This is a genomic window from Paenibacillus sp. FSL W7-1088, assembly GCF_037969855.1.
In the GTDB taxonomy this organism is placed as follows: Bacteria; Bacillota; Bacilli; order Paenibacillales; family Paenibacillaceae; genus Paenibacillus.
Genome location: NZ_CP150216.1, coordinates 3,639,143 through 3,661,552 on the forward strand (window position 1 = coordinate 3,639,143; position 22,410 = coordinate 3,661,552).

General features: G+C 46.5%; 19 protein-coding genes. 13 read left to right on the forward strand and 6 right to left on the reverse strand.

The annotated features are described in order from the left end of the window. Positions 1-42: 42 nt before the first annotated feature. Complete coding sequence (locus MKY42_RS16480) at positions 43-774, reverse strand: GntR family transcriptional regulator (protein WP_090898318.1); 732 nt, start codon at positions 772-774, stop codon at positions 43-45. Positions 775-970: 196 nt separating this feature from the next. Here MKY42_RS16480 and MKY42_RS16485 point away from each other — a divergent pair, with 196 nt between their 5' ends. Further along, entirely contained in the window at positions 971-1,273 is a 303-nt protein-coding gene (locus MKY42_RS16485) for a metalloregulator ArsR/SmtB family transcription factor (protein ID WP_076288684.1), read from the forward strand. 98 nt (positions 1,274-1,371) lie between these two features. Beyond that, positions 1,372-2,763 (forward strand): aldehyde dehydrogenase, encoded by a 1,392-nt coding sequence (locus MKY42_RS16490; protein WP_339852939.1) that lies wholly within the window; start codon positions 1,372-1,374, stop codon positions 2,761-2,763. A 65-nt stretch (positions 2,764-2,828) separates the two neighbouring features. On the opposite strand, the gene MKY42_RS16495 is transcribed toward MKY42_RS16490, so the two are convergent. Continuing rightward, positions 2,829-3,740, reverse strand: coding sequence for an AraC family transcriptional regulator (locus tag MKY42_RS16495; RefSeq protein ID WP_090898322.1), 912 nt, complete (start codon positions 3,738-3,740; stop codon positions 2,829-2,831). Between the two features lie 179 nt (positions 3,741-3,919). On the opposite strand from MKY42_RS16495, the gene MKY42_RS16500 reads away from it, so the two are divergent. From MKY42_RS16500 to MKY42_RS16540, 9 genes are all read left to right on the forward strand, one after another. Further along, positions 3,920-6,151 (forward strand): glycoside hydrolase family 52 protein, encoded by a 2,232-nt coding sequence (locus tag MKY42_RS16500; RefSeq protein ID WP_339843355.1) that lies wholly within the window; start codon positions 3,920-3,922, stop codon positions 6,149-6,151. Next, positions 6,148-8,298 (forward strand): alpha-glucuronidase family glycosyl hydrolase, encoded by a 2,151-nt coding sequence (locus MKY42_RS16505; RefSeq protein WP_339843357.1) that lies wholly within the window; start codon positions 6,148-6,150, stop codon positions 8,296-8,298. Before MKY42_RS16500 ends, MKY42_RS16505 begins: the two co-directional genes overlap by 4 nt. A gap of 70 nt (positions 8,299-8,368) precedes the next feature. Beyond that, positions 8,369-9,436 (forward strand): NAD(P)-dependent alcohol dehydrogenase, encoded by a 1,068-nt coding sequence (locus MKY42_RS16510; protein ID WP_090898331.1) that lies wholly within the window; start codon positions 8,369-8,371, stop codon positions 9,434-9,436. A 167-nt stretch (positions 9,437-9,603) separates the two neighbouring features. Then, complete coding sequence (locus MKY42_RS16515; RefSeq protein WP_063563877.1) at positions 9,604-9,870, forward strand: HPr family phosphocarrier protein; 267 nt, start codon at positions 9,604-9,606, stop codon at positions 9,868-9,870. Between the two features lie 144 nt (positions 9,871-10,014). Beyond that, positions 10,015-10,263, forward strand: a complete 249-nt coding sequence (locus MKY42_RS16520) for a type B 50S ribosomal protein L31 (RefSeq protein WP_063563876.1) — start codon at positions 10,015-10,017, stop codon at positions 10,261-10,263. Between the two features lie 215 nt (positions 10,264-10,478). Further along, positions 10,479-10,784, forward strand: coding sequence for a Dabb family protein (locus tag MKY42_RS16525; RefSeq protein ID WP_090898334.1), 306 nt, complete (start codon positions 10,479-10,481; stop codon positions 10,782-10,784). 172 nt (positions 10,785-10,956) lie between these two features. After that, positions 10,957-11,718 (forward strand): SDR family oxidoreductase, encoded by a 762-nt coding sequence (locus MKY42_RS16530; RefSeq protein ID WP_090898337.1) that lies wholly within the window; start codon positions 10,957-10,959, stop codon positions 11,716-11,718. Positions 11,719-11,942: 224 nt separating this feature from the next. Then, complete coding sequence (gene poxB, locus MKY42_RS16535; protein WP_090898340.1) at positions 11,943-13,670, forward strand: ubiquinone-dependent pyruvate dehydrogenase; 1,728 nt, start codon at positions 11,943-11,945, stop codon at positions 13,668-13,670. 337 nt (positions 13,671-14,007) lie between these two features. Beyond that, the gene (locus MKY42_RS16540) at positions 14,008-14,763 is read left to right on the forward strand and encodes a glucose 1-dehydrogenase (RefSeq protein ID WP_110000215.1); all 756 of its coding nucleotides are present in this window, start codon (positions 14,008-14,010) and stop codon (positions 14,761-14,763) included. A 102-nt stretch (positions 14,764-14,865) separates the two neighbouring features. Here MKY42_RS16540 and MKY42_RS16545 read toward each other — a convergent pair whose 3' ends face one another. The 4 genes from MKY42_RS16545 to MKY42_RS16560 all read right to left on the reverse strand — a co-directional run bounded on the left by MKY42_RS16545 (position 14,866) and on the right by MKY42_RS16560 (position 18,331). Continuing rightward, positions 14,866-16,047 carry an MFS transporter gene (locus MKY42_RS16545; protein WP_339843368.1) on the reverse strand — a complete coding sequence of 394 codons (1,182 nt, stop codon included), beginning with the start codon at positions 16,045-16,047 and terminating at the stop codon, positions 14,866-14,868. A 247-nt stretch (positions 16,048-16,294) separates the two neighbouring features. Then, a complete protein-coding gene (locus MKY42_RS16550; protein ID WP_177185705.1) occupies positions 16,295-16,579 on the reverse strand; it encodes a metalloregulator ArsR/SmtB family transcription factor in 285 nt (94 codons plus the stop codon). A 171-nt stretch (positions 16,580-16,750) separates the two neighbouring features. Beyond that, positions 16,751-17,101, reverse strand: coding sequence for a hypothetical protein (locus MKY42_RS16555; RefSeq protein WP_090898349.1), 351 nt, complete (start codon positions 17,099-17,101; stop codon positions 16,751-16,753). 39 nt (positions 17,102-17,140) lie between these two features. Further along, the gene (locus MKY42_RS16560) at positions 17,141-18,331 is read right to left on the reverse strand and encodes a cytochrome P450 (RefSeq protein WP_090898352.1); all 1,191 of its coding nucleotides are present in this window, start codon (positions 18,329-18,331) and stop codon (positions 17,141-17,143) included. Between the two features lie 568 nt (positions 18,332-18,899). Here MKY42_RS16560 and MKY42_RS16565 point away from each other — a divergent pair. Then, the gene (locus tag MKY42_RS16565; RefSeq protein ID WP_179264796.1) at positions 18,900-20,000 is read left to right on the forward strand and encodes an AAA family ATPase; all 1,101 of its coding nucleotides are present in this window, start codon (positions 18,900-18,902) and stop codon (positions 19,998-20,000) included. After that, positions 19,988-22,390 (forward strand): DUF5682 family protein, encoded by a 2,403-nt coding sequence (locus tag MKY42_RS16570; protein WP_090898358.1) that lies wholly within the window; start codon positions 19,988-19,990, stop codon positions 22,388-22,390. Before MKY42_RS16565 ends, MKY42_RS16570 begins: the two co-directional genes overlap by 13 nt. The last annotated feature ends 20 nt before the right edge of the window (positions 22,391-22,410 follow it).

Consider the following 22,410-nt stretch of genomic DNA (forward strand, 5'->3'; position numbering starts at 1 on the left):
TCACCTCATCAAGATTAGTTTAAAGAACAGGTAGATCCATCATCATTGAAAATAGGAAGGGTATGTATCCCGCAGGACAGCCAGATCCGTAACGGTCTGATGCAGATGTTCCTGCATCATGTGCTCCGCCGTTTGGGCATCGTGCTGTTGTATCGCCTGAACCATGGAACGATGCTGTTCGAGCAAGTGATCCCAATGATGATCCGAAGACAGACGGAGCATTCGACTCCGGTTCAGATGCACGTTCATATGCTGGATCACGGACCAGGTGTTTTTTTTGTTACAGCCTGCAAAGAGAGTACTATGGAATTCCTCATCCAATCTGAACATTCGCTCATCGTCCGGTTCGAGTATGCATTCCTGCTGTTGTGCAAGGTTCTGCTCCAATATCTTCATGTGTTCATCTGGAAATTGCACACACGCAAGCCGTATGACAGCACGCTCAAGGTGCTCACGCATGAAACGTGCTTCCTCCACGAGATCAACCTGAATCAGAGATACATAGGTACCTCGCTGCGGATAGACTTCCAGCAGACCTTCCTGAGCGAGACGGACAAAGCTTTCTCGAACAGGGGTCCGACTTACATTGAACTCAAGCGAGATTTCTTTCTCCGAGATGGCGGTACCGGGAGGCAGCTTCAAACTCAGAATCAACTGCTTCAACGTCGTATAGACCGCCTCACGTGAAGAGAATGCCTGTTTGTTCCGAGAAGACGGGTTTATTAAGGATGATAATAATTCGGCTTTGGACGAAGACCTAGGGGGAAATTCCATAATCTCAACTCCTTCAAGGATATACTACCATACTTGTATGGTAGCGTGGAAGCGCTTTACATAAGTTAATCTACATTTTATTGAATACGGCTTGCTGTTAGCAGGGTGGTGGAGTAAACTATAGTCATTAGGTTCAAATGTTTAAACCAACAGACATGACAATTGTGATATCTGTAGAACATATAGAGGTGAAACCATGGGACAAAAAGCGATTTCTATTTTTCAAACCTGCATCCCCTTATTCCAGGTACTTAGCGACAATCATCGTCAGGCGATTTTGCTTGCTCTTAGCGAGAAGGGCAGCATGACAGTGAATGAAATTACAGAGCAGTTCAACCTGTCACGGCCTGCTATATCTCATCATCTCAAGTTATTGCTTGAAAAAGGGCTCATCTCTGTAGAACAGAAGGGCACACAGCGATATTATTCCGCTTCATTAAGGTCCTCGGTGGAACTATTGAAGGAATTGGTTGGGGCATTGGAAGAAGAGTGTTTATAAGCAAGAGTTGTTAAACATGCCTAGGCATGTGGTCTATATGTTCGTATGTTTAAACCAATCATCATTAACTCGAAGAGGAGTTGTCGTATATGAATGTTATGCAGGAATTAAGCGAACATGCAGTCGAAGAAATTTTACAGCAGCAACGGCAGTTTTTTCGCTCAGGGGCTACTCGTTCGGCAGAGTATCGCATTACACAACTAACCCGGTTGAAACAGGCGATTCAGAAGTATGAGTCCAGTCTCACCGAGGCGCTCTATCAGGATTTGGGCAAAAGTGAGTTCGAATCGTATACTACAGAGATTGGATTCATGCTGGATAGTATCACGCACACCATTCGGAAAGTGAAGAAATGGGTCAAGCCGGTCAAAGTCAAAACCCAATTCGCGCTGATCGGGTCCAAAAGTTATATCATTCCTGAACCCTATGGTGCGGTATTGATTATTGGACCTTTTAACTATCCATTCCAGCTGTTAATTGAACCCCTGGTTGGCGCGTTGGCAGCAGGCAATACGGCAGTCCTCAAAGCGTCAGAGAACACACCAGCCGTCTCGGCTGTTATACGCGAGATGATTAGCTCGGTATTCGAACCAGCATACGTTCGAGTGGTCGAAGGAGCCAAAGATACAACCACGGCGCTTATTCATGCGCCTTTTGACTATATCTTTTTTACAGGAAGTGTACCGGTTGGCAAAATCGTCATGGAGGCCGCTGCCAAAAATCTCGTTCCGGTGACGCTGGAGCTTGGTGGTAAAAGTCCGGTCATCGTGGATAAGCATGCAGATCTTAAAGTGGCTGCACAGCGTATTATATGGGGAAAGCTGCTCAATACGGGCCAGACCTGCATCGCTCCGGATTATTTGCTTGTGCATGAACAGGTGAAAGAATCGTTGATCACCGAAATGAAAGCAGCAGTGGAGTCGTTCTTTGGCACAGATATCCAGCACAATCGAGACTATGGGCGAATCGTCAACAAGGCCCATTTCAAGCGTCTCACGACGCTTATTGAGCGCGATCAGGATCATGTCATCTTTGGTGGTCAATCCGATGAGAAAGACCGCTTTATTGAACCGACGTTTATTGATGCTGAGTCGTGGGAAGCAGCAACAATGGAAGACGAAATTTTTGGTCCGATCCTGCCGATTATCAGTTATTCCCATATAGATGAGGCGATTGCAGGTATTGTGAAACGGCCGAAACCGCTGGCGCTCTATCTCTTTACATCGGATACACAATTACAAGATAAAGTGATGCGAGAGGTTTCTTTTGGGGGAGGATGCATTAACGATACGATTACCCATGTAGCCAACCCACGTCTGCCGTTTGGAGGGGTAGGACATTCCGGCCTTGGCTCGTATCACGGGCGGTATAGCCTGGAGACCTTCTCTCATATGAAAAGTGTGCTCAAAAAGAGCACCAGATTGAACTTATCTATTTTATATCCGCCATACGATAACAAGCTGAAGACGATTAAACGTCTATTAAAATAAAATAACTGACGTTTAATCGTAAGCAAGTTAAATATCATACTGGAATGATGTTCAAAGGAGGAAGTTCATTCGGGAGCAGGCTGTTCCAGTCTATAGCGTGTGGGTGATGTCCCTGACCAGCGCTTGAATTGACGACTGAAATGGGCAATATCCTTGTAACCTAGCATGGCAGCGATGTTCTGAACCGACAACTTAGGGTTGCCCAGCAGAACTTTGGCTTCATGCAGAACCATTTCAGATAAATATACACGCGGAGACTGACCATATACCTGCCGAAATACACGGTTACAATGTGAGGAACTGATGCCCAGCTCTGCTGCAATATCATCAATGCCATAATGGCTGGTAGACTCACGTCCCTGCTTAAATTGCTGACTCACCAGTCCTTGCAGCCGATTACGAATTTGATGGGCCAGTTCGATCTTCTCATATCCATCCGTGAACAATTGTGCGGCTTCCTGAGAGACAGCCTCCCATAAATGGCCGAACAACTCAAATACCGCCGATTGCAGCTGCATGCGCTGTACCATCGTACTCGCCGCCCGGTTATCCGCTGAAGACATTAATTTACGAAGTACAGGCTCGATCTGGCGCGTAACCGGACTATCTGCATCGAACAAAACCTGCTTGATTCGTGCAAGCAACGAGAGAAATAACTGATCATCGATATCAAAATGCATGCAAAAATACGTAAACCCCTTGCCGTTATGGCTCAGGCTGGAATGAATGCTCCCTGGAGGAATCAGGAGTAATTCGCCAGCCTTTTGAATATACAGCTTGCCGTCCACGGTCATGTATTGCTCGCCTTCCGTTACATAATTCAGCTCATATTGTGGATGTTCGTGGGCTGGATAATCCCAATCCGACCCCACACTTCGTAAATGTATAGCGAACAAATTCACCGTTGTTTGTACATCCGGGTAAAACACCTCATGTACACTCTCTCCCAAAGCGGGAGGCAAATAGGTGGAAGACATGGAAGACCCCCTTGATAAAAAGTATAGAAACAGATGTAACCGCTTTATTTATATTATAGTCTACTAGCTTGATTTGGGTAAATATCCGATTGATTTGACCATGGTCTATGGTGGAATGCCCATGGTAGGATGGGGCTAATGAAAACGCATGCAAACCATTTTGAGAGGGGTCATCGTTCATGAGCACTTCCAAATCCATCTTTTATAATGCCCATCACTCACCGATCGGGGCTTTTGCCAGCTTTACGCTTGGTTACAAAGGAGCCAAAGGCGGACTAGGCCTGGAGCTTGGCAAGCCAGCAGATCAGAATATATATATCGGTTTACAATCTCGCGACAGTGACTACTACGAAGCTTTACCATTTTTTGAAGCCGTTGAAGATGCCAGCGTTCGATATGATGTGGAGAAAGGGGACAATTCGGATTCAGATCAGGTGTCTTCGGCCTCGACGGAAAGTGAATTGAGCACGCCAACGGCAGTTGCAGCACAGGGAACACGCCCGTTAATTTCAGCGTTCCGCGATGAAGAGATTACGCGCGAGTTTACTTCAGGAACAGATACATGGACGGCGGGTGATCTGACTTTCCGTATTTACTCACCTGTGCGTCCTGTACCCGAACCGCTGAGTGGCGATCGTGAAGCACTAATGGATGCGCTTGTGCCTGCGGTGCTGGTGGAGATGACGATTGATAACACGCAAGGACAGCAGCAGCGTAAAGCATATTTTGGATACCAGGGTAATGATCCTTACTCAGCCATGCGTATCATCGGAGGACCTGAGGGTGGGTCATTAACCGGAGTTGGACAAGGTCGCCTAACCGCCATTTTATCTGCGGATGAGGGTCTATGGCCTGCTCGAGGATTTACACTGGAGAAGATATTGCAGGAGAAGCATCGTGAGAATCTCGCGTTCGGCCTGGGCGAAACAGCTGCCCTGTTGATGGACGTTCCCGCCGGAGAGAAGCGTACATACCGATTTGCCGTCTGTTTTTATCGCGGTGGGATCGTTACTTCGGGTATAGACACAACCTATTGGTATACACGTTATTTTGCAGATATCCTGGAAGCGGGGAAATATGCGCTTGACCGTTTCAACGAGCTGACTGCTTCCTGTAAGGAAGTTGAGCAACGTCTCGGTACAGCTGCTTTGAGTGAAGATCAATCGTTTATGCTTGCCCATTCCATTCATAGCTATTATGCAAGTACACAACTGCTGGATGCGGACGGCGAGCCGTTCTGGATCGTCAATGAAGGTGAATACCGGATGATGAATACACTCGATCTGACCGCAGATCAGTTGTATTTTGAACTTGCCTTAAATCCCTGGACCGTGCGTAACGAGTTGGAGTGGTTTGTGAAACGCTACAGTTATACGGATCAAGTGCGGTTCCCTGGCGAAGAGAAGGAATATCCGGGCGGCATTACGTTCACCCATGATATCGGCGTAGCCAATGTATTCTCACGTCCGGGACACTCGGCATATGAACTGGTGGGTATTGATGACTGCTTCTCGCAAATGAGTCACGAGGAACTGGTTAACTGGCTCTGCTGTGCAACGGTATATATTGAACAGACGCAGGACCGGGAATTTGTTAAAGAGATGCTGCCCGTCATTCGGGATTGCTTCGAAAGCATGTTGAACCGGGATCATCCGGATGAAAACCAACGCAACGGCCTGATGGGGCTGGATAGCAGTCGTACCAAAGGCGGAGCCGAGATTACCACTTACGACAGCCTGGATGTGTCACTTGGACAATCCCGCAACAACATCTATCTGGCAGGAAAATGCTGGGCCGTCTATGTAGCACTGGAGAAGCTGTTCGCTGCAGAGAAGCTGGCTGATTTGTCTCATCACGCAGGACGTCAGGCAGATCGCTGTGCAGCCAGTATCGCAGCCCAGTTAACCAATGGTGGCTACATTCCGGCAGTGATCGCCGAAAATAATGATTCCCGTATCATTCCGGCTATTGAAGGCTTGGTGTTCCCATACTTCACCGGCTGTGAAGGCGTGCTGGATGTTAATGGTCGTTTCGGTCCTTACCTGCAAGCGCTTCGAACCCACTTTAAAACGGTTCTTGTCCCTGGTACATGCCTGTTCGAAGATGGAGGCTGGAAGCTGTCCTCTACGAGCAATAACTCATGGCTCAGCAAAATATATCTTTCCCAGTTCATCGCACGAGAACTGCTGGGCATGGAATGGGATGAAACAGGCAAGGCATCTGACGCTGCTCATGTAAACTGGCTGCTGCATCCAGAGGAATCCTACTGGTGCTGGAGTGACCAGATCCTGGCAGGTGTGGCGGTCGGAAGCAAGTATTACCCGCGCGGAGTAACATCGATTCTATGGCTGCTCGAAGGCAAAGGTAAGCGCCTGGAGCAGATCTATGCCAGCAAGGAGGCTGTACAATGAGCAACACAACCGTTCAATCCAATATCTCAGGCCCGCAATATGATGCGTGGCTTGGATATCTTCAAAGTCAATCCGCAGTGAAAGGGGCCGCCCAAAAGGCAGTCCCTGCATGGAGCCATACCGTGACTGTGGTGGAACATGAGGAAATCATATCAACAGCAATAGCCGAACTGACTCAGGGACTCGATAAGCTGTTTGGCATCAAACCGAAAGTTAGTCAGGAAACTGCCAATCAAGTGAGTGAGTCGGAATCAGCCCACCGGGAGGCACAAGGGATCTGGCTTGGCACATGGACGGGCTCAGAAGCCGTGGCTCAGGCCTTCAGCGACACGGAGCGCTCTACCGTGCAAGGAGAAGGTTTTATTATCCGCGAAGACAAGGCGCAGGGGAAGCTGTTTATTGGTTCTGAAACCCCTCAAGGTGTTCTATATGGTACTTTTCATCTGTTAAGGGAGCTTGTTCTGGAGCAAGAAAACTCTAACGATGTAGATCCTGCTGCGGGAAGATTAAGTTACATTTCAGAGCAGCCTGTTAATGCATTACGCATGATCAATCAGTGGGATAATGTAGACGGCAGCATCGAGCGTGGTTATGCTGGAAAATCCATTTTCTATGCCAATGGGGAATTTACACGTGATCTTGGGCGTATTCGAGATTATGCCAGATTACTTGCTTCTACAGGTATTAACGCCATTTCAATCAATAACGTAAACGTGCATCAGCGTGAGAGCCTGTTCCTGACGGAACGTTTCCTGGGTGATGTTGCGAAGGTTGCTGCCCAATTCAGAGCGTACGGCATCCGGTTGTTCCTGAGCGCCAACTACGCAAGCCCAATAGAGATTGGTGGATTGCTTACGGCAGATCCGCTGGATGAACAGGTCCGTGAATGGTGGAACATTCAGACAGCCAAGGTATATGCGGCAATCCCGGATTTTGGCGGCTATCTGATCAAAGCGGATTCAGAAAATCGGCCTGGACCCTTCACATATAACCGTGATCATGCTGATGGAGCGAACATGCTGGCCGAGGCACTTCGCCCATTTGGTGGCCTGGTGATTTGGCGCTGCTTCGTCTATAACTGCAAGCAAGACTGGCGTGATCGCTCCACGGATCGTGCACGGGCGGCATATGACCACTTCAAGCCGCTGGATGGCCGATTTGCGGAGAACGTCATTTTGCAGATCAAGAATGGGCCGATGGACTTTCAGGTTCGCGAGGCCGTATCCCCGCTGTTTGGTGCAATGGAGAACACAAATCAGGTATTGGAGTTCCAGATTACGCAGGAGTATACGGGCCAGCAGCGGCATCTGTGCTATCTGATCCCACAGTGGAAAGAAGTATTGGATTTTGATACGTTTGCCAAGGGGCCGGGTTCTGAAATAAAACGCATTGCTGACGGTTCTCTGTACAACAGGCCCTATAGCGGCTTTGCCGCAGTATCCAATATCGGTGCGGATGCTTGCTGGACAGGACATCCGCTCGCTCAGGCGAATCTATACGGATATGGCAGACTTGCCTGGAATCCGGCGCTGTCATCGGAAGAGATCGCGGAGGAGTGGGTCAGACTTACATTCGGACATGACGAAGAGGTCGTTCGTCTAATCTCTGGCATGCTTTTGAATTCGCTCGATATCTATGAAAGTTATACGGCACCGCTCGGCGTAGGCTGGATGGTTAATCCGGAGCACCATTATGGTCCTAATGTGGATGGCTATGAATATTCCAAGTGGGGGACGTACCATTTTGCCGATTGTGATGGCATTGGGGTGGACCGGACCGTGAGCAGTGGAACGGGATATACATCCCAATACCATCGGGAAAACGCCGAGAGATATGAATCCGTAGACTCCTGTCCGGACGAGCTGCTGTTATTTTTCCACCATGTCCCGTATACACATGTTCTGCATTCTGGCAAAACGGTCATTCAGCACATTTATGATACACATTTTGATGGAGCAGAGCAGGCGGAAGCATTAGCACAGACCTGGAGACAGCTGGAAGGCAAAATTGATGCGACTGTATTTGATAAAGTGTCTGCGTTACAGGCAGGGCAGGCGGAGCATGCCAAGGAATGGCGAGACATGATCAATACGTACTTCTATCGCAAAAGCGGTATTGCCGATGAACAAGGAAGAACGATATATTAATCTGGATACAAGAGTCGGATCTTCTTCGTAGGAAAGAACAACGTTGGCATACACGAGAAGGAGGGAACATATGGGACATCATCAAGTACCCAAGACCATGAAGGCTGCTGTCATGACAGAGCCGGGGCACATCATCATTGAAGAACAGGCTGTACCACAGCCGGCTGAAGACGAAGTGCTCATTCAGGTAATGGCCGTTGGCGTCTGCGGATCGGATGTGCATTATTTTGAACATGGCAGAATTGGCCGATTTGTCGTTGAGAAACCGATTATACTTGGACATGAATGTGCAGGTATCGTAGCAGCTGTAGGCTCAAAAGTATCACGGCTGAAAGAAGGAGATCGGGTCGCCATTGAGCCCGGGGTAACCTGCGGACGATGCACGGCATGCAAAGAAGGTCGTTATAATCTGTGTCCCGATGTGCAATTTCTGGCCACGCCTCCGGTGGATGGAGCATTTGTACAATACATGACCATTCGGGAGGATATGGTTTTCCCGATCCCGGATCATCTGTCTTTTGAAGAAGCAGCCATGAACGAACCTTTCTCGGTTGGCATTCATGCTGCAAGACGCAGTAAACTGGCTCCGGGCACCACACTTGCCATTATGGGCATGGGACCTGTTGGACTGATGGCCGTTGCAGCTGCCAAATCGTTTGGCGTAGAACGCATCATCGTCACCGATCTGGAGGAAGTACGGTTGGAAGCTGCTCGTCGTATGGGCGCCACCCATACCATTAATGTACGGAACGAGGATGCACAGGCGGTGATCCGTGAGTTAACGAACGGCGTTGGTGTAGATACAGCATGGGAAACTGCGGGGAATCCGAAGGCGCTTCAGTCTGCATTATATTCGCTCCGGCGAGGAGGCAAGCTTGCTATTGTAGGACTGCCCGCACAGGACGAAATTGCACTGAATGTTCCTTTTATTGCGGACAACGAGGTGGATATATACGGAATCTTCCGTTACGCCAATACGTATCCTGCGGGAATTGAATTTCTGAGTTCAGGCCAGCATGATGTAATGTCCCTGATTACTGACCGTTATTCGCTTGAGGAGACGCAGCAGGCCATGGAACGGGCATTGCACAACAAGAGCGGCAGTCTGAAGGTAATGGTGTATCCGAACGGCAAATGAATCTACTTTAAAGGAGCCCTGAGATTGAGGGTTTCTTTTTTTGTATTTTTCGCCATAAAAGGATTAAACAAGCTTCCATAACGTGGTATAATGCTTGAAGATTTTAATATATAAAATGATACACACCACATTGGTTAAATAGCATCTAGCGAAAGGAACTGAAGGTTGTGAGAACACATGAATTTATGATTCACTCTGATTTCCACCGGGATGATCTGATGTCTGTATCTTCGCAAGCGTCGCGTTTTGCCTCGGATATTTCATTGTCATTTATGGATGCGAATCATGAGCATCGTGTAGATGTCAAAAGCCTGCTCGGTATGGCTTTACTTCCTATTCGACATGGCAGTGTGGTGAGATTGCAGACACGGGGAAGAGATGAACTTGAAGCGTTGGAATACATGCTAAATGTGCTGGAGAAGGGCTTAACTTGAACTCTGAAACCTGTGCAAATCACAGTGAATTGTAAAATATTTATCGTTTCTTCAATTCCGACTGGTACTTCGTCCAAAAAAAGAGTATAATAAAATTTAGTTCTATTCTAAGAAGTACCCATATTAAAGGAGTGTAAATAGATTATGCCAAAAGCTGATATCCATCCAAAGACACAAACAGTAATTTTCTTCGATGCAAGTGCTGATTACAAATTCCTGAGTTCTTCGACTAAATTTTCGAACGAAACAATGGAATGGGAAGATGGTAACTCTTACCCAGTAATCCGTGTGGACACTAGCTCCGCATCCCACCCATTCTTCACTGGTAAACAAAGAAACGTGGACATCGGTGGTCGTGTTGATAAATTTAACCGTAAATACAACATCAAATAGGTTGTCCAACCATTACAAGAAAACCTCGGGATTAGTCCTGAGGTTTTTTTGTTTGTATGCCGTTAGGTAGACCCATGCAATCCAAAGTTAAAAGTAATTCTAATCCCCCTACATATTCAACTGCTCTAAAATTAATTCAACCAATTATTGCGCTTACAATACTTTCGGATGTACACTAGGAAACAGAGTCAGTCATATTGGAGGAGGAAATAGAGATGAGCAGCATCAACCATATGGTAACGTTTACACTTTACGCAGGTAAAGATACACCTGAAGCAGAGGCATTTTTGAAAGAAAGCGCGGATGCACTGGCGAATATTCCGGGTGTAGAGCAATTCCAGGTCCTGCGTCAGGTGAGCGAAAAGAACGAGTTTGATTACAGTTTTTCGATGGTATTTGCCAATCAGGCTGCCTATGATGCCTATAATGATCACCCGGTTCACCGCAAATATGTGGAAGAACGGTGGGAAAAAGAAGTTAGTCGCTTCCAGGAAATCGATCTCATTCCGCACGGGAAGTAATAAAATGATGAATCTCATTGAAACCAAACAGAAGATAACATGAACTTCGAAAGCGTTTTCCAGTTAGATTCCAGTTTGTTTAATATGAGTTAAACTATTTTTGAAATCCTTCTTTCTTCATCGCTAAAATTTCGTGATTACACATGTGTGACTCAAAGGAGCGATTTATCACATGAAATTGGATCTTTCAGGTAAAACGGCGCTGGTAACTGGTGCAACCGGTCAATTGGGAAGGGTCATCGCTTGTACGTTGGCAGACTGTGGTGCTGACCTCGCGCTGCATTACATAAATAATGAAACGAAGGCGAGAGAGCTTCAGGCTGAGATTGAAGCCATCGGTCGGAAAACGGTCATTGTTCAGGGCGACATCACGAAGCAGGATACGGCATTTCGGATGCGGGATGAAATTCAGTCCAGCCTCGGCGATGTGAATATCGTGGTTGCCAATGCGGTCATCCAATATGCCTGGACAACGGTGCTGGAACAATCACCAGATGATTATATAAGCCAGTTCGAATCATGTGTGATGCAGAGTGTGTATCTCGCCAAAGCATTCATCCCTTATATGAAAGAAGCCAGAGCGGGTCGATTCATTGGTATCAATACGGAATGTGCGATGCAAAATTTTGCCACCCAATCTGCATATACAGCTGGAAAACGCGGCATGGACGGTTTGTACCGTGTGCTGGCGAAAGAGGTAGGCGAATATCAGATTACCGTCAACCAGGTTGCTCCTGGATGGACAATCAGTGAACGCGACCGGAGCAGTGAGCCGGGACATGATGAGGGTTATATTCAAACTGTGCCGTTGAAACGCAGGGGAGAAGATCAGGAAATTGCCAATGCGGTAGCATTTTTGGCATCCGACCTGTCCTCTTTTATTACAGGGGCTTATATCCCGGTCAGTGGTGGCAATGTGATGCCTGCCATTTAATATTGATTTATGGATGTGAATGAATTACTAAACATGCAATGAACCACTTTTAAAACCATAACAGCCCATGATCCGTTTGTCAGTCCATGACAAGCGGATTTTTTATATATCCATAAATACATATGATTTTGTTTCTAATTTCAAAAGATTGGGGTAAAAGAATAGGTAGTTTAACGCGGTGGAAACATAACTCAAAATAAGCGAATAAAGGAGACCGACCTGTCATGAAAAAAACAATTGCAGACGTTCTGGTCGAAGCACTATTGAACGCAGGCATCAAACGTATCTATGGTATCGTTGGAGACTCCTTAAATGCGGTACTCGATTCCATCCGTCGTTCGGGGAAAATTGAATGGATTCATGTCCGCCATGAGGAAGTGGCTGCTTTTGCGGCCGGGGCAGATGCCCAAGTGAGCGGAAGTATCGCTGTATGTGCAGGCAGCAGCGGACCGGGAAACATGCACTTGATTAACGGTCTGTACGACTGTCATCGGAACCGTGTACCGGTACTAGCCATCGCTGCTCATATTCCGAGTGATGAGATCGGGAGTGAGTATTTCCAAGCGACTCACCCAGAGTATTTGTTTCAGGAATGCAGTCATTATTGTGAGGTGATTACAACAGCCAAACAGATGCCGCGTTCCTTTACGATGGCTATGCAGACCGCAGTGGCTCGTTCAGGCGTTTCCGTTATTATATTGCCAGGTGATGTAGCGGCTCTGGAAGCGGCTGACCTGCCTGTGCCAGAGCATGTATATCATCCCACACACCCTGTTGTCCATCCTTCCGAACCTGAACTGCGGAAACTGGCGGAATTCCTGAATCAAGGCAAAAAAATTACGTTGCTGTGTGGCGCAGGCTGCGCCGGTGCTCGTGAACCGCTGATGCAGCTCTGTGATCGCTTGAAATCCCCAATGGTTATTGCTTTGCGAGGCAAGGAATATCTGGAATACGATAACCCGTATTCGGTAGGCCTCACCGGATTGATCGGGTATTCCTCCGGATATCATGCCATGATGGACTGTGATGTGCTCCTGATGCTGGGAACCGATTTTCCGTATCGTCAATTCTTCCCGGAAGATGCGGTTGTACTCCAAGTGGATATTCAGTCTTCACATCTTGGACGCCGCACAAAGCTCGATTATGGCGTGTGCGGAGATGTGAAGGCTACGATTGAAACATTGTTACCTTATTTGACGGAAGAGCATAGTGACAAACATTTGCATAAAAGTGTGGAACGTTACGAGAAAGTTCGCAAAGAATTGGATGAGCTTGCCGTAGGAAAACCCGGGAAGACGCCAATTCATCCGCAGTATTTAACCAAGGTCATCAGCGATGCTGCGGCGGAAAATGCAATCTTCACCTGCGATGTTGGTACACCTACAGTATGGGCGGCCCGCTATATTGAAATGAGCCGCAATCGCCGATTGTTAGGTTCATTCAGTCATGGCACCATGGCGAATGCTCTTCCACAGGCAATTGGAGCGCAGGTGTCTGATCCGGGAAGACAGGTGATTTCTTTGTCCGGTGATGGCGGCATTGCCATGCTGATGGGTGATCTTCTGACGCTTAAACAGCATAATCTGCCGATTAAAGTTGTCGTCTTTAACAATGGTGCACTCAGTTTTGTTGAACTGGAGATGAAAGCTGCCGGATTGCTTGAATCCGGTACCGAGCTTGTAAATCCCAACTTTGCGATGGTAGCTCAAGCGATGGGCCTGGAGGGGATACGGGTTGAAGATCCGGCTGATCTGGAAGGGGCTGTAGAGCGAGCATTGCAGCATGATGGCCCTGTTCTGATTGATGTTGTGGTGAACCGTCAGGAGCTGTCCCTGCCTCCGAAGATTAATATAAAACAGGCCGAAGGCTTCACCTTATGGATGATGAAGGCGGTGCTGAATGGGCGTGGCGATGAGCTGATTGAACTGGCTAAAACCAATTTGCTGAGATAAGGATGACGTTCGCCTTAGCATTATCGTGCTATGTTGAAATGTCGATCTGACTATGTAATGTATGAAATTAAACTGTACGTCTCACCAAAAAGAAGGGGAATGTTACACGCTTTTATTAAGAAATTCCCCTTCTTGAGATGTGTAGTATGTGATGAATATTATAGTATGCAGTCATATTATATGATTTGTTTTTAAGCCGTAACTCCATTAAAATAGGTAAAGTCAGGCAGGATTCAAAGCTTTCTACCCTACATATGTTGCATTCCGATGCAAGACCGCTTCATATTGAATTAATCGATCCGATGACAGATGACGAACACACATGGAGGAGATCAGAATGAGTCACGAAGGAAAAGTAGCTATTATCACTGGAGCAGGAAGTGGATTGGGCCGAGCAACCGCACTGAAGCTGGCTGAGAAGGGTGCATCTGTTGTGGTCGTTGATCTCGTGGCAGAGACGGGTCAGGAAACTGTAAAACAGATTGAGAAGCTGGGCGGTAAAGCCATTTTTGTACAAACAGATGTAAGCAAGGCGAACGAGGTAGAGAATTATGTTAACAAAACGATCGAGGAATTCGGTCGAATCGACATGTTCTTCAATAATGCCGGGATCGCTGGTCCGGGTATCAAATTAATTGAGCATACCATCGAGCAGTTTGACCAAATCATTGATATTAACCTGAGAAGTGTATTTTACGGATTGAAGTATGTGATTACCGAAATGCTCAAAACAGGCGGTGGTTCCATCGTCAATACGGCATCTACAGCAGGTATTGTGGGTGTTCAAGCGGTTGCACCCTATGCAGCGACGAAGCATGGCGTAGTTGGATTAACACGAACAGCGGCCATTGAATATGGCAAAGAAAACATTCGTGTGAATGCCATTGCTCCAGGTACGATTGAAACTCCAATGGTGGTTCAGTTTGGTAAGGATAATCCTGAAGTATTCAAAGCAACCCTTGACAGCATTCCTTCCGGTCGTCTCGGTAAGCCTGAAGAGATTGCCAATCTGGTATCCTTCCTGCTGGGAGACGAAGCACCTTATATTAATGGCGCTGTTTATCCTATTGATGGTGCTGTAACCGCACAATAAGGCATTTATCAGACATCATAAGAAAGAGAGGCGACTGTAATGTTACAGTGCCTCTCTTTTTGCGGTTATCATTTTTATTCTTGAGCTTAAGCTTAAATTCCATCATGCCACATTGGAAGATTCAGTCTGAGCTGTAGTGGCAATTCCCGGACGGTAAGCAAGAATAATGATGATCATTGCAATAACCACCCCTGCAGCTCCAATCCAGGTGATGGATGACAATGAAACTGCGCTGACGGCAATTCCCCCAATGCCTGCACCGGCAGCCATAGCCAGTTGCATAACCGAACTGTTCAGACTCAACATAATTCCGGACGATTCCGGTGCCATTGTAACCAGATTATATTGCTGTGTCGGGCCGGAAGACCAGGCGGAGAAGGACCATAGAATCAACACAATAAAGACGATCACACCCGAATGAGCCGTGATGTTCAGCATCAACAGACTTACGACATGCAAGGCCATTCCCAGGATGAGTGTTCGCTTTACTCCCATACGGTCTGCGCTGAATCCTCCTGATTTGGAACCAATCAGACTTGCGATACCAAAAGCCAGCAAAGCGGAACTTAACACCGTTTCGTTCATGCCTGCAACAGTTACCAGGTAAGGTGAAATGTAAGTATACGCAATGGAATAGCCTCCTAACCAGAAAAAGCTGACAAGCAGCGCGAATCCAATACGAGGTTGTTTAAGGAGCGCTAATTGTTTTTTCAAAGGAACGGGTGCTTCGCCTTCAGATGGCGGAATCGTAGAGGCAATAACAATCATGGCAAGCACACCCAAAATCGCGATACCTGCAAAAATCAGTTTCCAATCCCAAGCTGCAGCAACCATTCTTCCCAGTGGAACCCCCACGATTAGGGATGCGGTAAACCCTGTAATGACCGTTGCGATAGAGCTGGCCTGTTTGCCTGCAGGCGCTATTTTGGCAGCGACTGTCAAGGCTGTTACAACGACGACTCCGGCTCCCAGCGCCATAAGGATACGTGCAGCGATAAAGAGCCCATAGCCAGGTAAAAGGTAGGCCAAGACGTTACCTGCGACAAAAAGTCCCAGAAAGTAGAGCAGCAGCTTTCGTCGATCCATACGGGATGTTAAGGCGATAATGATGGGCGTACCAAGTGCATAAACGAGTGAAAAGATTGTGATCAGCTGTCCCGCAGCAATCAACGATATATTCATGGTGTCCGAGATCCGATCCAGAATGCCTGCAATGACATATTCGGAGGTCCCTACAAGAAAGCTGACCAAGGCCAGGACATAGATTTTCCATGTGTTAGACATGAGTATATAACCTCTTTCTGTTTATAATTATTATATTTTTAGAAATATAGAAATAAGGACGAGAGAACAGGATGAAGAAATAACTAACACACCCATGAAACAAGTCTGAGCACTTAATCTATCCATGCACCCGGGTTTTATGGCAAAAGGAGATTAATACGACTACGGTGAGGCTCAGCAGACCGAGTATCAATACCCATATATTGATTTGATATTTCTAGTATTATAGAAATAATAAACAAAAATTTTATCTATCCAGCAGATAAGGAGCGAATCTCTGTACAGTATCTGTATTCAGGGTGTAGTAAATATACGTACCTTTCTTTTGTGAGGTTAACAAACCACAATCGGAAAGCTGCTTCAGGTGATGAGATAAAGTGGAAAGCGCCACGGTTACAAGCCGATTCTCCAAATCAGCTGGACATAGGTTGCTTTCACCCGAAAGAATCTGAATGATTTTATATCGCGTTTGTTCGCCCAGCGCTTTATGAATTTTGACGGCCTGTTCATTATCAATCGGATTGGGTTGCATTAAAATCGGTCCTTTCGTCTTTATTTCTTATTTCTACAAATATTGAAATAACTTTATCATGTCTTTTGAAAAAAGTAAACTCCCTGCGAAGATCGTTGTTTTCAGTCGAACATGAATCAACTGAAAGCAAAAAACCTTTGCAAGGAGTTGGGAAGTCTATCTACATACTAATTATAAGCGTTCAAGATATTCAACGTATTCTTTGGCATCTTTCAATGACAGGTTTCTGGCTTCACGAGCCTTTTTGATTGCAATTATTTTTTTGCCCTGTTTTGCAAGTGCCTGCAATTCTTTATCAAGTTTGGTCAGATCAGCGTGTGTCGGTGTAGGTGTAAGTGGAGACACATTCACTGAAGAAGCGTTATAACTGAGAGGGGAGTGTGCGTTAAGGCCTGAACCATTCTCCAGACGTTCAACATCCCTTTTCAATTCATTCAACTGGGTCTGCAAGCTGATGACGCGAACCAATAAGATAAGAATAAGAAACAAAAAAACGACTAAAACAATGGTGTTTATTTCCATACAGTCAGGTGCCTCACTTTCCTTTCTTCAAATACATATTTATTTAAGCTGTACCGGAATTTCCTTAACCCCACGAACAATCATGCCAGGTCTCCATTCAAGTTCATTAACGTCTGTCTGAAGCTGCATATCGGGAAAGCGGCGAAGCAGTGTATTAATCGCAATCTCGCCTTCAAGTCGCGCGAGAGGGGCTCCCAGACAGAGATGAATGCCTTTGCCAAAAGCCAAATGTGGGCTCTTCTCACGAGTGATGTCAAAAACATCCGCATCTTTAAATTTCTCTTCATCCCGATTGGCTGAATCCAGTGCTACAATGACTAGTTCACCTTCAGCGATGTGATGTCCATGAAATTCTATGTCCTCGGATGCCCAGCGAGATGTGCTGAATTCAACCGGACCGTTATAACGCAGCATTTCTTCAACAGCATTATGGATTAACTCAGGCTGCTTGATCAGCAGGTCGCGTTGTTCCGGATGCTCCAAAAGGGCAAGTACACCATTACCGATCAGATTGACAGTTGTTTCGTGCCCGGCGATGATCAGCAGAGCGACAACACCAAGCAGTTCCTTTTCAGTGAGTTGTTCTCCTGATTCTTCTGCTACAACGAGCTGACTGATCAGATCGTCACCCGGCTGCTCACGTACTTTGGCAAACCAATTATTCAGGTAATCAATGAACTCCTGGGCATGCTTCTCAAACACTTCGGAATGCTCCGCACTTGTCGCATCGATAATGGAATTGGACCATAAACGGAATTTGTCCTGATCTTCAAGAGGTACACCCAGGATCTCGCTGATGACAATGATCGGTAATGGAAATGCAAACTCATCAATCAGATTCATCTTATCCTGGGAATTGAGATTATCCAGGAGATCGTCAGCAATATCTTGAATATGGCTTCTCATGCCCTCAATCAATCTTGGAGTAAAAGCCTTCTGTACGAGTCCACGTAACCGGCGATGATCAGGTGGATCGGAAAAAAGCATGTTATGCACGAATATATTTTGTTGATCGGGTCCATAACGTTTGACTACGTCCTTACTGAAACGGTTGTCTTTCAACACTTCCACTGCATCCTCATATCGGCTAATAATCCAACCGAAATCACCATGAGGAAACAGGACTCTGTGAATTGGATCATTTTGTCTCAGCTTTTCGTATACGGGGTAAGGGTTCTGTGTAAATTCTTGAGTGAACAACTCAGACTGTGAAGTTTCATTAGTACTCAAATGGTTAATCTCCTCTCATCAAAAGCTCGTATTGTTACGCATCTTATCTAAGGGATCATATGTTAATTTCGGTGGCTTCATACGAAAAGCCTGCACCATCTATATATTCAATATTGGATGGATTGAAACCTTGTTTTTGACTAACAAATATGGTATAGAAAGCCTACTTAATTTTAGATAGAATAGCACATGGAATAAGGAATAAAATCAAAAGAAATGAAGTAAAGACACAGACTACTGGGCTGTGTTTTTTTGTGAGATTGGACTTATGCTGCTTGAACCATATTACGTGGTGTTTAATGAACTATAAGGACGTATGGCCTATAAATTGAAGTTGTCTACAACAACAACGAGGATTCAAATTAGTTTTGAATGCAACCTCCATGATGCAATGATATAAGTAATTCACAATTATGCTACGAACTATGTCCATTGGCTCAGGAAGAATGCCGATAAGAAGGACGTTTCAACCATTTTTGGCGTTTTCTAAGTCCGTTCAAAGGCTGCTGTGATAAGATAAAACGTAATAAGAACATACGATCTGTTTGCGAGAGGAGAAACCTTGACGATGGAGATGCTTAAGCCACCCGCCGAGACACTATATGAGACAGAATTAAGGGCTTTACGAGAGGAAGATACGGGAAAACGTCCTCCAAACTGGCTGCTGTCCCCGGCCTATGTCAGAGATTTTATTATTGGCAGAGAAAAGCCTGCGATGTTGAATGGAGGTGAGGTTCCCATTACACGGAAATTTTATGGCAACGATGTTCTCATTGAACGTGCAGTCGTGACACTGGCAGGCAATCGGGGTTTAATGCTTGTGGGTGAACCCGGGACAGCCAAGACCATGCTCAGTGAACTGCTGACCGCTGCCATTTCTGGTACCAGCCTGAACACAATTCAGGGTACGGCAGGTACAACCGAGGACATGATTAAATATTCCTGGAATTATGCCATGCTGCTGGATAAAGGCCCGTCCGAAGCCGCACTTGTACCCTCACCGTTGTATAACGGAATGAAAAAGGGAATTCTTACCCGTTTTGAGGAAATTACACGTTGTCCTGCTGAAGCACAGGATAGCCTGATCAGTATTCTCAGTGACAAGGTGATGAGTATTCCTGAACTGGATGGCGGTGTGCTGTTTGCCAAACCGGGGTTTAACGTTATTGCTACGGCGAACATTCGTGATAAGGGAGTCAATGAAATGAGTGGTGCGCTGAAGCGCCGTTTCAATTTTGAGACGATCAAACCGATCAGCAGTGTGAAAATGGAAGCCAAAATTATTGAATCCCAGGCTCGCAGCCTGTTATTACATAGCGGGATAGACACCGAGATCAATTCGGATGTGGTTGAATTGCTGGCCACGACATTTATGGAGCTTCGCACGGGAATGACGCGGGAAGGTTACAAGCTGGATACGCCCCAAGCGTCCATGAGTACGGCTGAAGCTGTATCTGTATATGTACAGAGTGCAATGACTTCTTATTATTACGAAGACAAGGGAATCGCATTGGATCGGCTGGTGCAAAACATGCTAGGGACGATAGCGAAAGAAAGCGACAAGGATCTGTCCATTCTCAAAACCTACTTCTCCAAGGTCGTGAAGGAGCGTTCGAGAGAAGAAGGGATTTGGAAGGATTATTACGAGGAAAAGAAATGGATCGGTTAACAGGAAAAGCGGATTTGGATGTTGCCCAGTTACAGACGCTATTTGAGTCCCGGGTGTATAACCTGAACAACGGAACGGTTTATTTCCCCATACGCCATCATAGTCCAGCCTGTTCCTATCATTTGCTGCGATTGATTGAAGAATACAAGCCGGACTTCATTCTAATCGAAGGCCCTGAGAGCGGCAATCCCTTACTTCAAGTTCTGGCTGATGAGGCGACCCTACCTCCTGTTAGTCTTTACTACACCTATGAGAGTGAAGAGGAGAGAGCGGCCTGTTATTATCCAATGCTTCGTTACTCTCCTGAATATGTAGCGCTGAAAGAAGCAGCTCGGCTGAGCATCCCTGCAACTTTTATCGACCTGGATTATCATCATTTCTCCAAGCCCAACAAGGCAGAACAGCGGGAAATTTCCATTCAAGATGAAACTTTGCTCGCAGGGTCTGAGTTTATTAACCGTTTATGTCAGAAAACAAACTGTCGAAGTTTCGATGAGTTGTGGGAGAACGTATTTGAGATTGGTGGTCTGGGGAAGTCAACACAGGCATTTGTACAGGATGTATTCACGTACTGTACCTTATCCCGGATGTGTTATTCAGCGGAGCGCTTGCACAGTACAGGGGATTTGGCAAGAGAAGCTCATATGAGAAGTCGTATCAAACAGGCTGGGCAGGAGCATGCACGTGTGCTTGTTATCACTGGCGGATTTCATACGTATGGACTCCTCAGTCCCGAGAATCATGGGACGGACTCAGAAGAGATGACGATGCAAGAGCATGCGAAGGCTCACAATTCGGTGCATCAGCAGATGTATCCCATGGTCTATACGTTTGCCGAAGCGGATCGGCTGAATGGGTATGCAAGCGGCATGCCTTACGTGAATTATTACGAACAGATCTGGACCCAGCTGCTTCGGCGAAAGAATTCCGTGTACAATTTGACCGCTTTGGACTTGTTATCCCGACTAACCCGCAAGCTGAGGGAAGGACATGAACATGTATCAACCAGCGACGCTATTGAGGCGTACAGTATGGTTCAGGGACTCGCAGGACTGAGAGGAAAAAGGGAAGGCGGAGTCTATGAGCTGATGGATGCAACACTTTCTTCCTTTGTTAAGGGTGAACTTACATTAGCTTCAGACAAACCAATACAAGAACTGCACAGATTGCTAACCGGGGATGTCATCGGAAAAGTGGCTCCCAACCCATTCAGTATTCCAATCGTTGAGGATTTCAAAGAACGTTGTACAGAGTCCAAACTTCAAATTCGTACTACAGGCCAACATAAAAAGGTACTTGATCTATACGCCAAACCTGATCATCGTCGGCAAAGTCAATTGTTTCAATGTATGGTCTATCTCGTTCCGGAGTTCGCGAAGCGACAATCGGGCCCGGATTGGATTGCACAGCGTGACATGAACCTTGTTCGGGAGACGTGGGTATATACCTATTCCTCAAGAATTGAGGCTCGATTGATTGAGAATTCACTCTATGGAGGCACAATTCGGGAAGCCGCTACGCGCAAGATGGAAGAAGAGATGCAGGGAATACCGGATCATCACAGCGGTGACCTTGCTAAATCCATGCTTCAGGCTTTACTTATGGGTCTGCAGGATACCGCCATGAAGCTGTATGAACAAGTGAAGTCGGCGCTCCGGAAGGATGGGAATTTCCTGTCGTTGTGTGGAAGTCTGCATATTTTGAATCGAATTCAGCAGCATCGCAGACTTCTTGGGTTGTCTGAGGAACCGCAGCTCCTTAACCTCGTGTCTGAAGCTTATAACAATGCCGTTAACAAACTGATGCAGCTCTCAAGAACGAATCCGGATGAACATGAAGCGATTGTCCAGGGACTGAAGCTGCTTGCCATGCTGGCAGAGTCGTCCGAAGATCATTTTCGGGATGATACCTTCCGGGCACACCTGGATGAACTTCTGTCAGACAGCCAACTTCCGGCACAGCTGGAGGGGGTGTGTATTGCCATCTCTTCAGGACTTGGCGACAGACATAGAGAAGAGATCGTGGATCGGGCACGTGCATATATTCGGGGATCGCAGGAACAGTCCCGGCAGACTGCACTTTATCTACAGGGCGTGTTCTCTGTAGCACGGGACGCTTTTTTGTATGAAGATCAGCTTTTATCAGAATTGAACTATATGATCGAGCAGCTTGATTATGAAGAGTTTATTCGCATGATTCCTGAGCTTCGTTTGGCGTTTACCTACTTTACCCCCATGGAGACAGGCCTGATTGCGGATCGGGTTGCGAGCTTGCATCAGGTAGAGAACGAAGAGATGTCATGGCCTTCCGTTGACGAGCGATTGCTGATCCAGACCAAAACATGGGATGAAGCCCTTCGGAAGGAGTTTGACGCATGGAAGCTAATCTGAATGAGCTCAATACAACCAAG

What these genes read in the sequence shown, in the direction of transcription:
- MKY42_RS16480 (WP_090898318.1), bottom strand. Translation starts at nt 774, where the DNA reads ATGGAATTTCCCCCTAGGTCTTCGTCCAAAGCCGAATTATTATCATCC.
- MKY42_RS16485 (WP_076288684.1), top strand. Translation starts at nt 971, where the DNA reads ATGGGACAAAAAGCGATTTCTATTTTTCAAACCTGCATCCCCTTATTC.
- MKY42_RS16490 (WP_339852939.1), top strand. Translation starts at nt 1,372, where the DNA reads ATGCAGGAATTAAGCGAACATGCAGTCGAAGAAATTTTACAGCAGCAA.
- MKY42_RS16495 (WP_090898322.1), bottom strand. Translation starts at nt 3,740, where the DNA reads ATGTCTTCCACCTATTTGCCTCCCGCTTTGGGAGAGAGTGTACATGAG.
- MKY42_RS16500 (WP_339843355.1), top strand. Translation starts at nt 3,920, where the DNA reads ATGAGCACTTCCAAATCCATCTTTTATAATGCCCATCACTCACCGATC.
- MKY42_RS16505 (WP_339843357.1), top strand. Translation starts at nt 6,148, where the DNA reads ATGAGCAACACAACCGTTCAATCCAATATCTCAGGCCCGCAATATGAT.
- MKY42_RS16510 (WP_090898331.1), top strand. Translation starts at nt 8,369, where the DNA reads ATGGGACATCATCAAGTACCCAAGACCATGAAGGCTGCTGTCATGACA.
- MKY42_RS16520 (WP_063563876.1), top strand. Translation starts at nt 10,015, where the DNA reads ATGCCAAAAGCTGATATCCATCCAAAGACACAAACAGTAATTTTCTTC.
- MKY42_RS16525 (WP_090898334.1), top strand. Translation starts at nt 10,479, where the DNA reads ATGAGCAGCATCAACCATATGGTAACGTTTACACTTTACGCAGGTAAA.
- MKY42_RS16530 (WP_090898337.1), top strand. Translation starts at nt 10,957, where the DNA reads ATGAAATTGGATCTTTCAGGTAAAACGGCGCTGGTAACTGGTGCAACC.
- poxB (WP_090898340.1), top strand. Translation starts at nt 11,943, where the DNA reads ATGAAAAAAACAATTGCAGACGTTCTGGTCGAAGCACTATTGAACGCA.
- MKY42_RS16540 (WP_110000215.1), top strand. Translation starts at nt 14,008, where the DNA reads ATGAGTCACGAAGGAAAAGTAGCTATTATCACTGGAGCAGGAAGTGGA.
- MKY42_RS16545 (WP_339843368.1), bottom strand. Translation starts at nt 16,047, where the DNA reads ATGTCTAACACATGGAAAATCTATGTCCTGGCCTTGGTCAGCTTTCTT.
- MKY42_RS16550 (WP_177185705.1), bottom strand. Translation starts at nt 16,579, where the DNA reads ATGCAACCCAATCCGATTGATAATGAACAGGCCGTCAAAATTCATAAA.
- MKY42_RS16555 (WP_090898349.1), bottom strand. Translation starts at nt 17,101, where the DNA reads ATGGAAATAAACACCATTGTTTTAGTCGTTTTTTTGTTTCTTATTCTT.
- MKY42_RS16565 (WP_179264796.1), top strand. Translation starts at nt 18,900, where the DNA reads ATGGAGATGCTTAAGCCACCCGCCGAGACACTATATGAGACAGAATTA.
- MKY42_RS16570 (WP_090898358.1), top strand. Translation starts at nt 19,988, where the DNA reads ATGGATCGGTTAACAGGAAAAGCGGATTTGGATGTTGCCCAGTTACAG.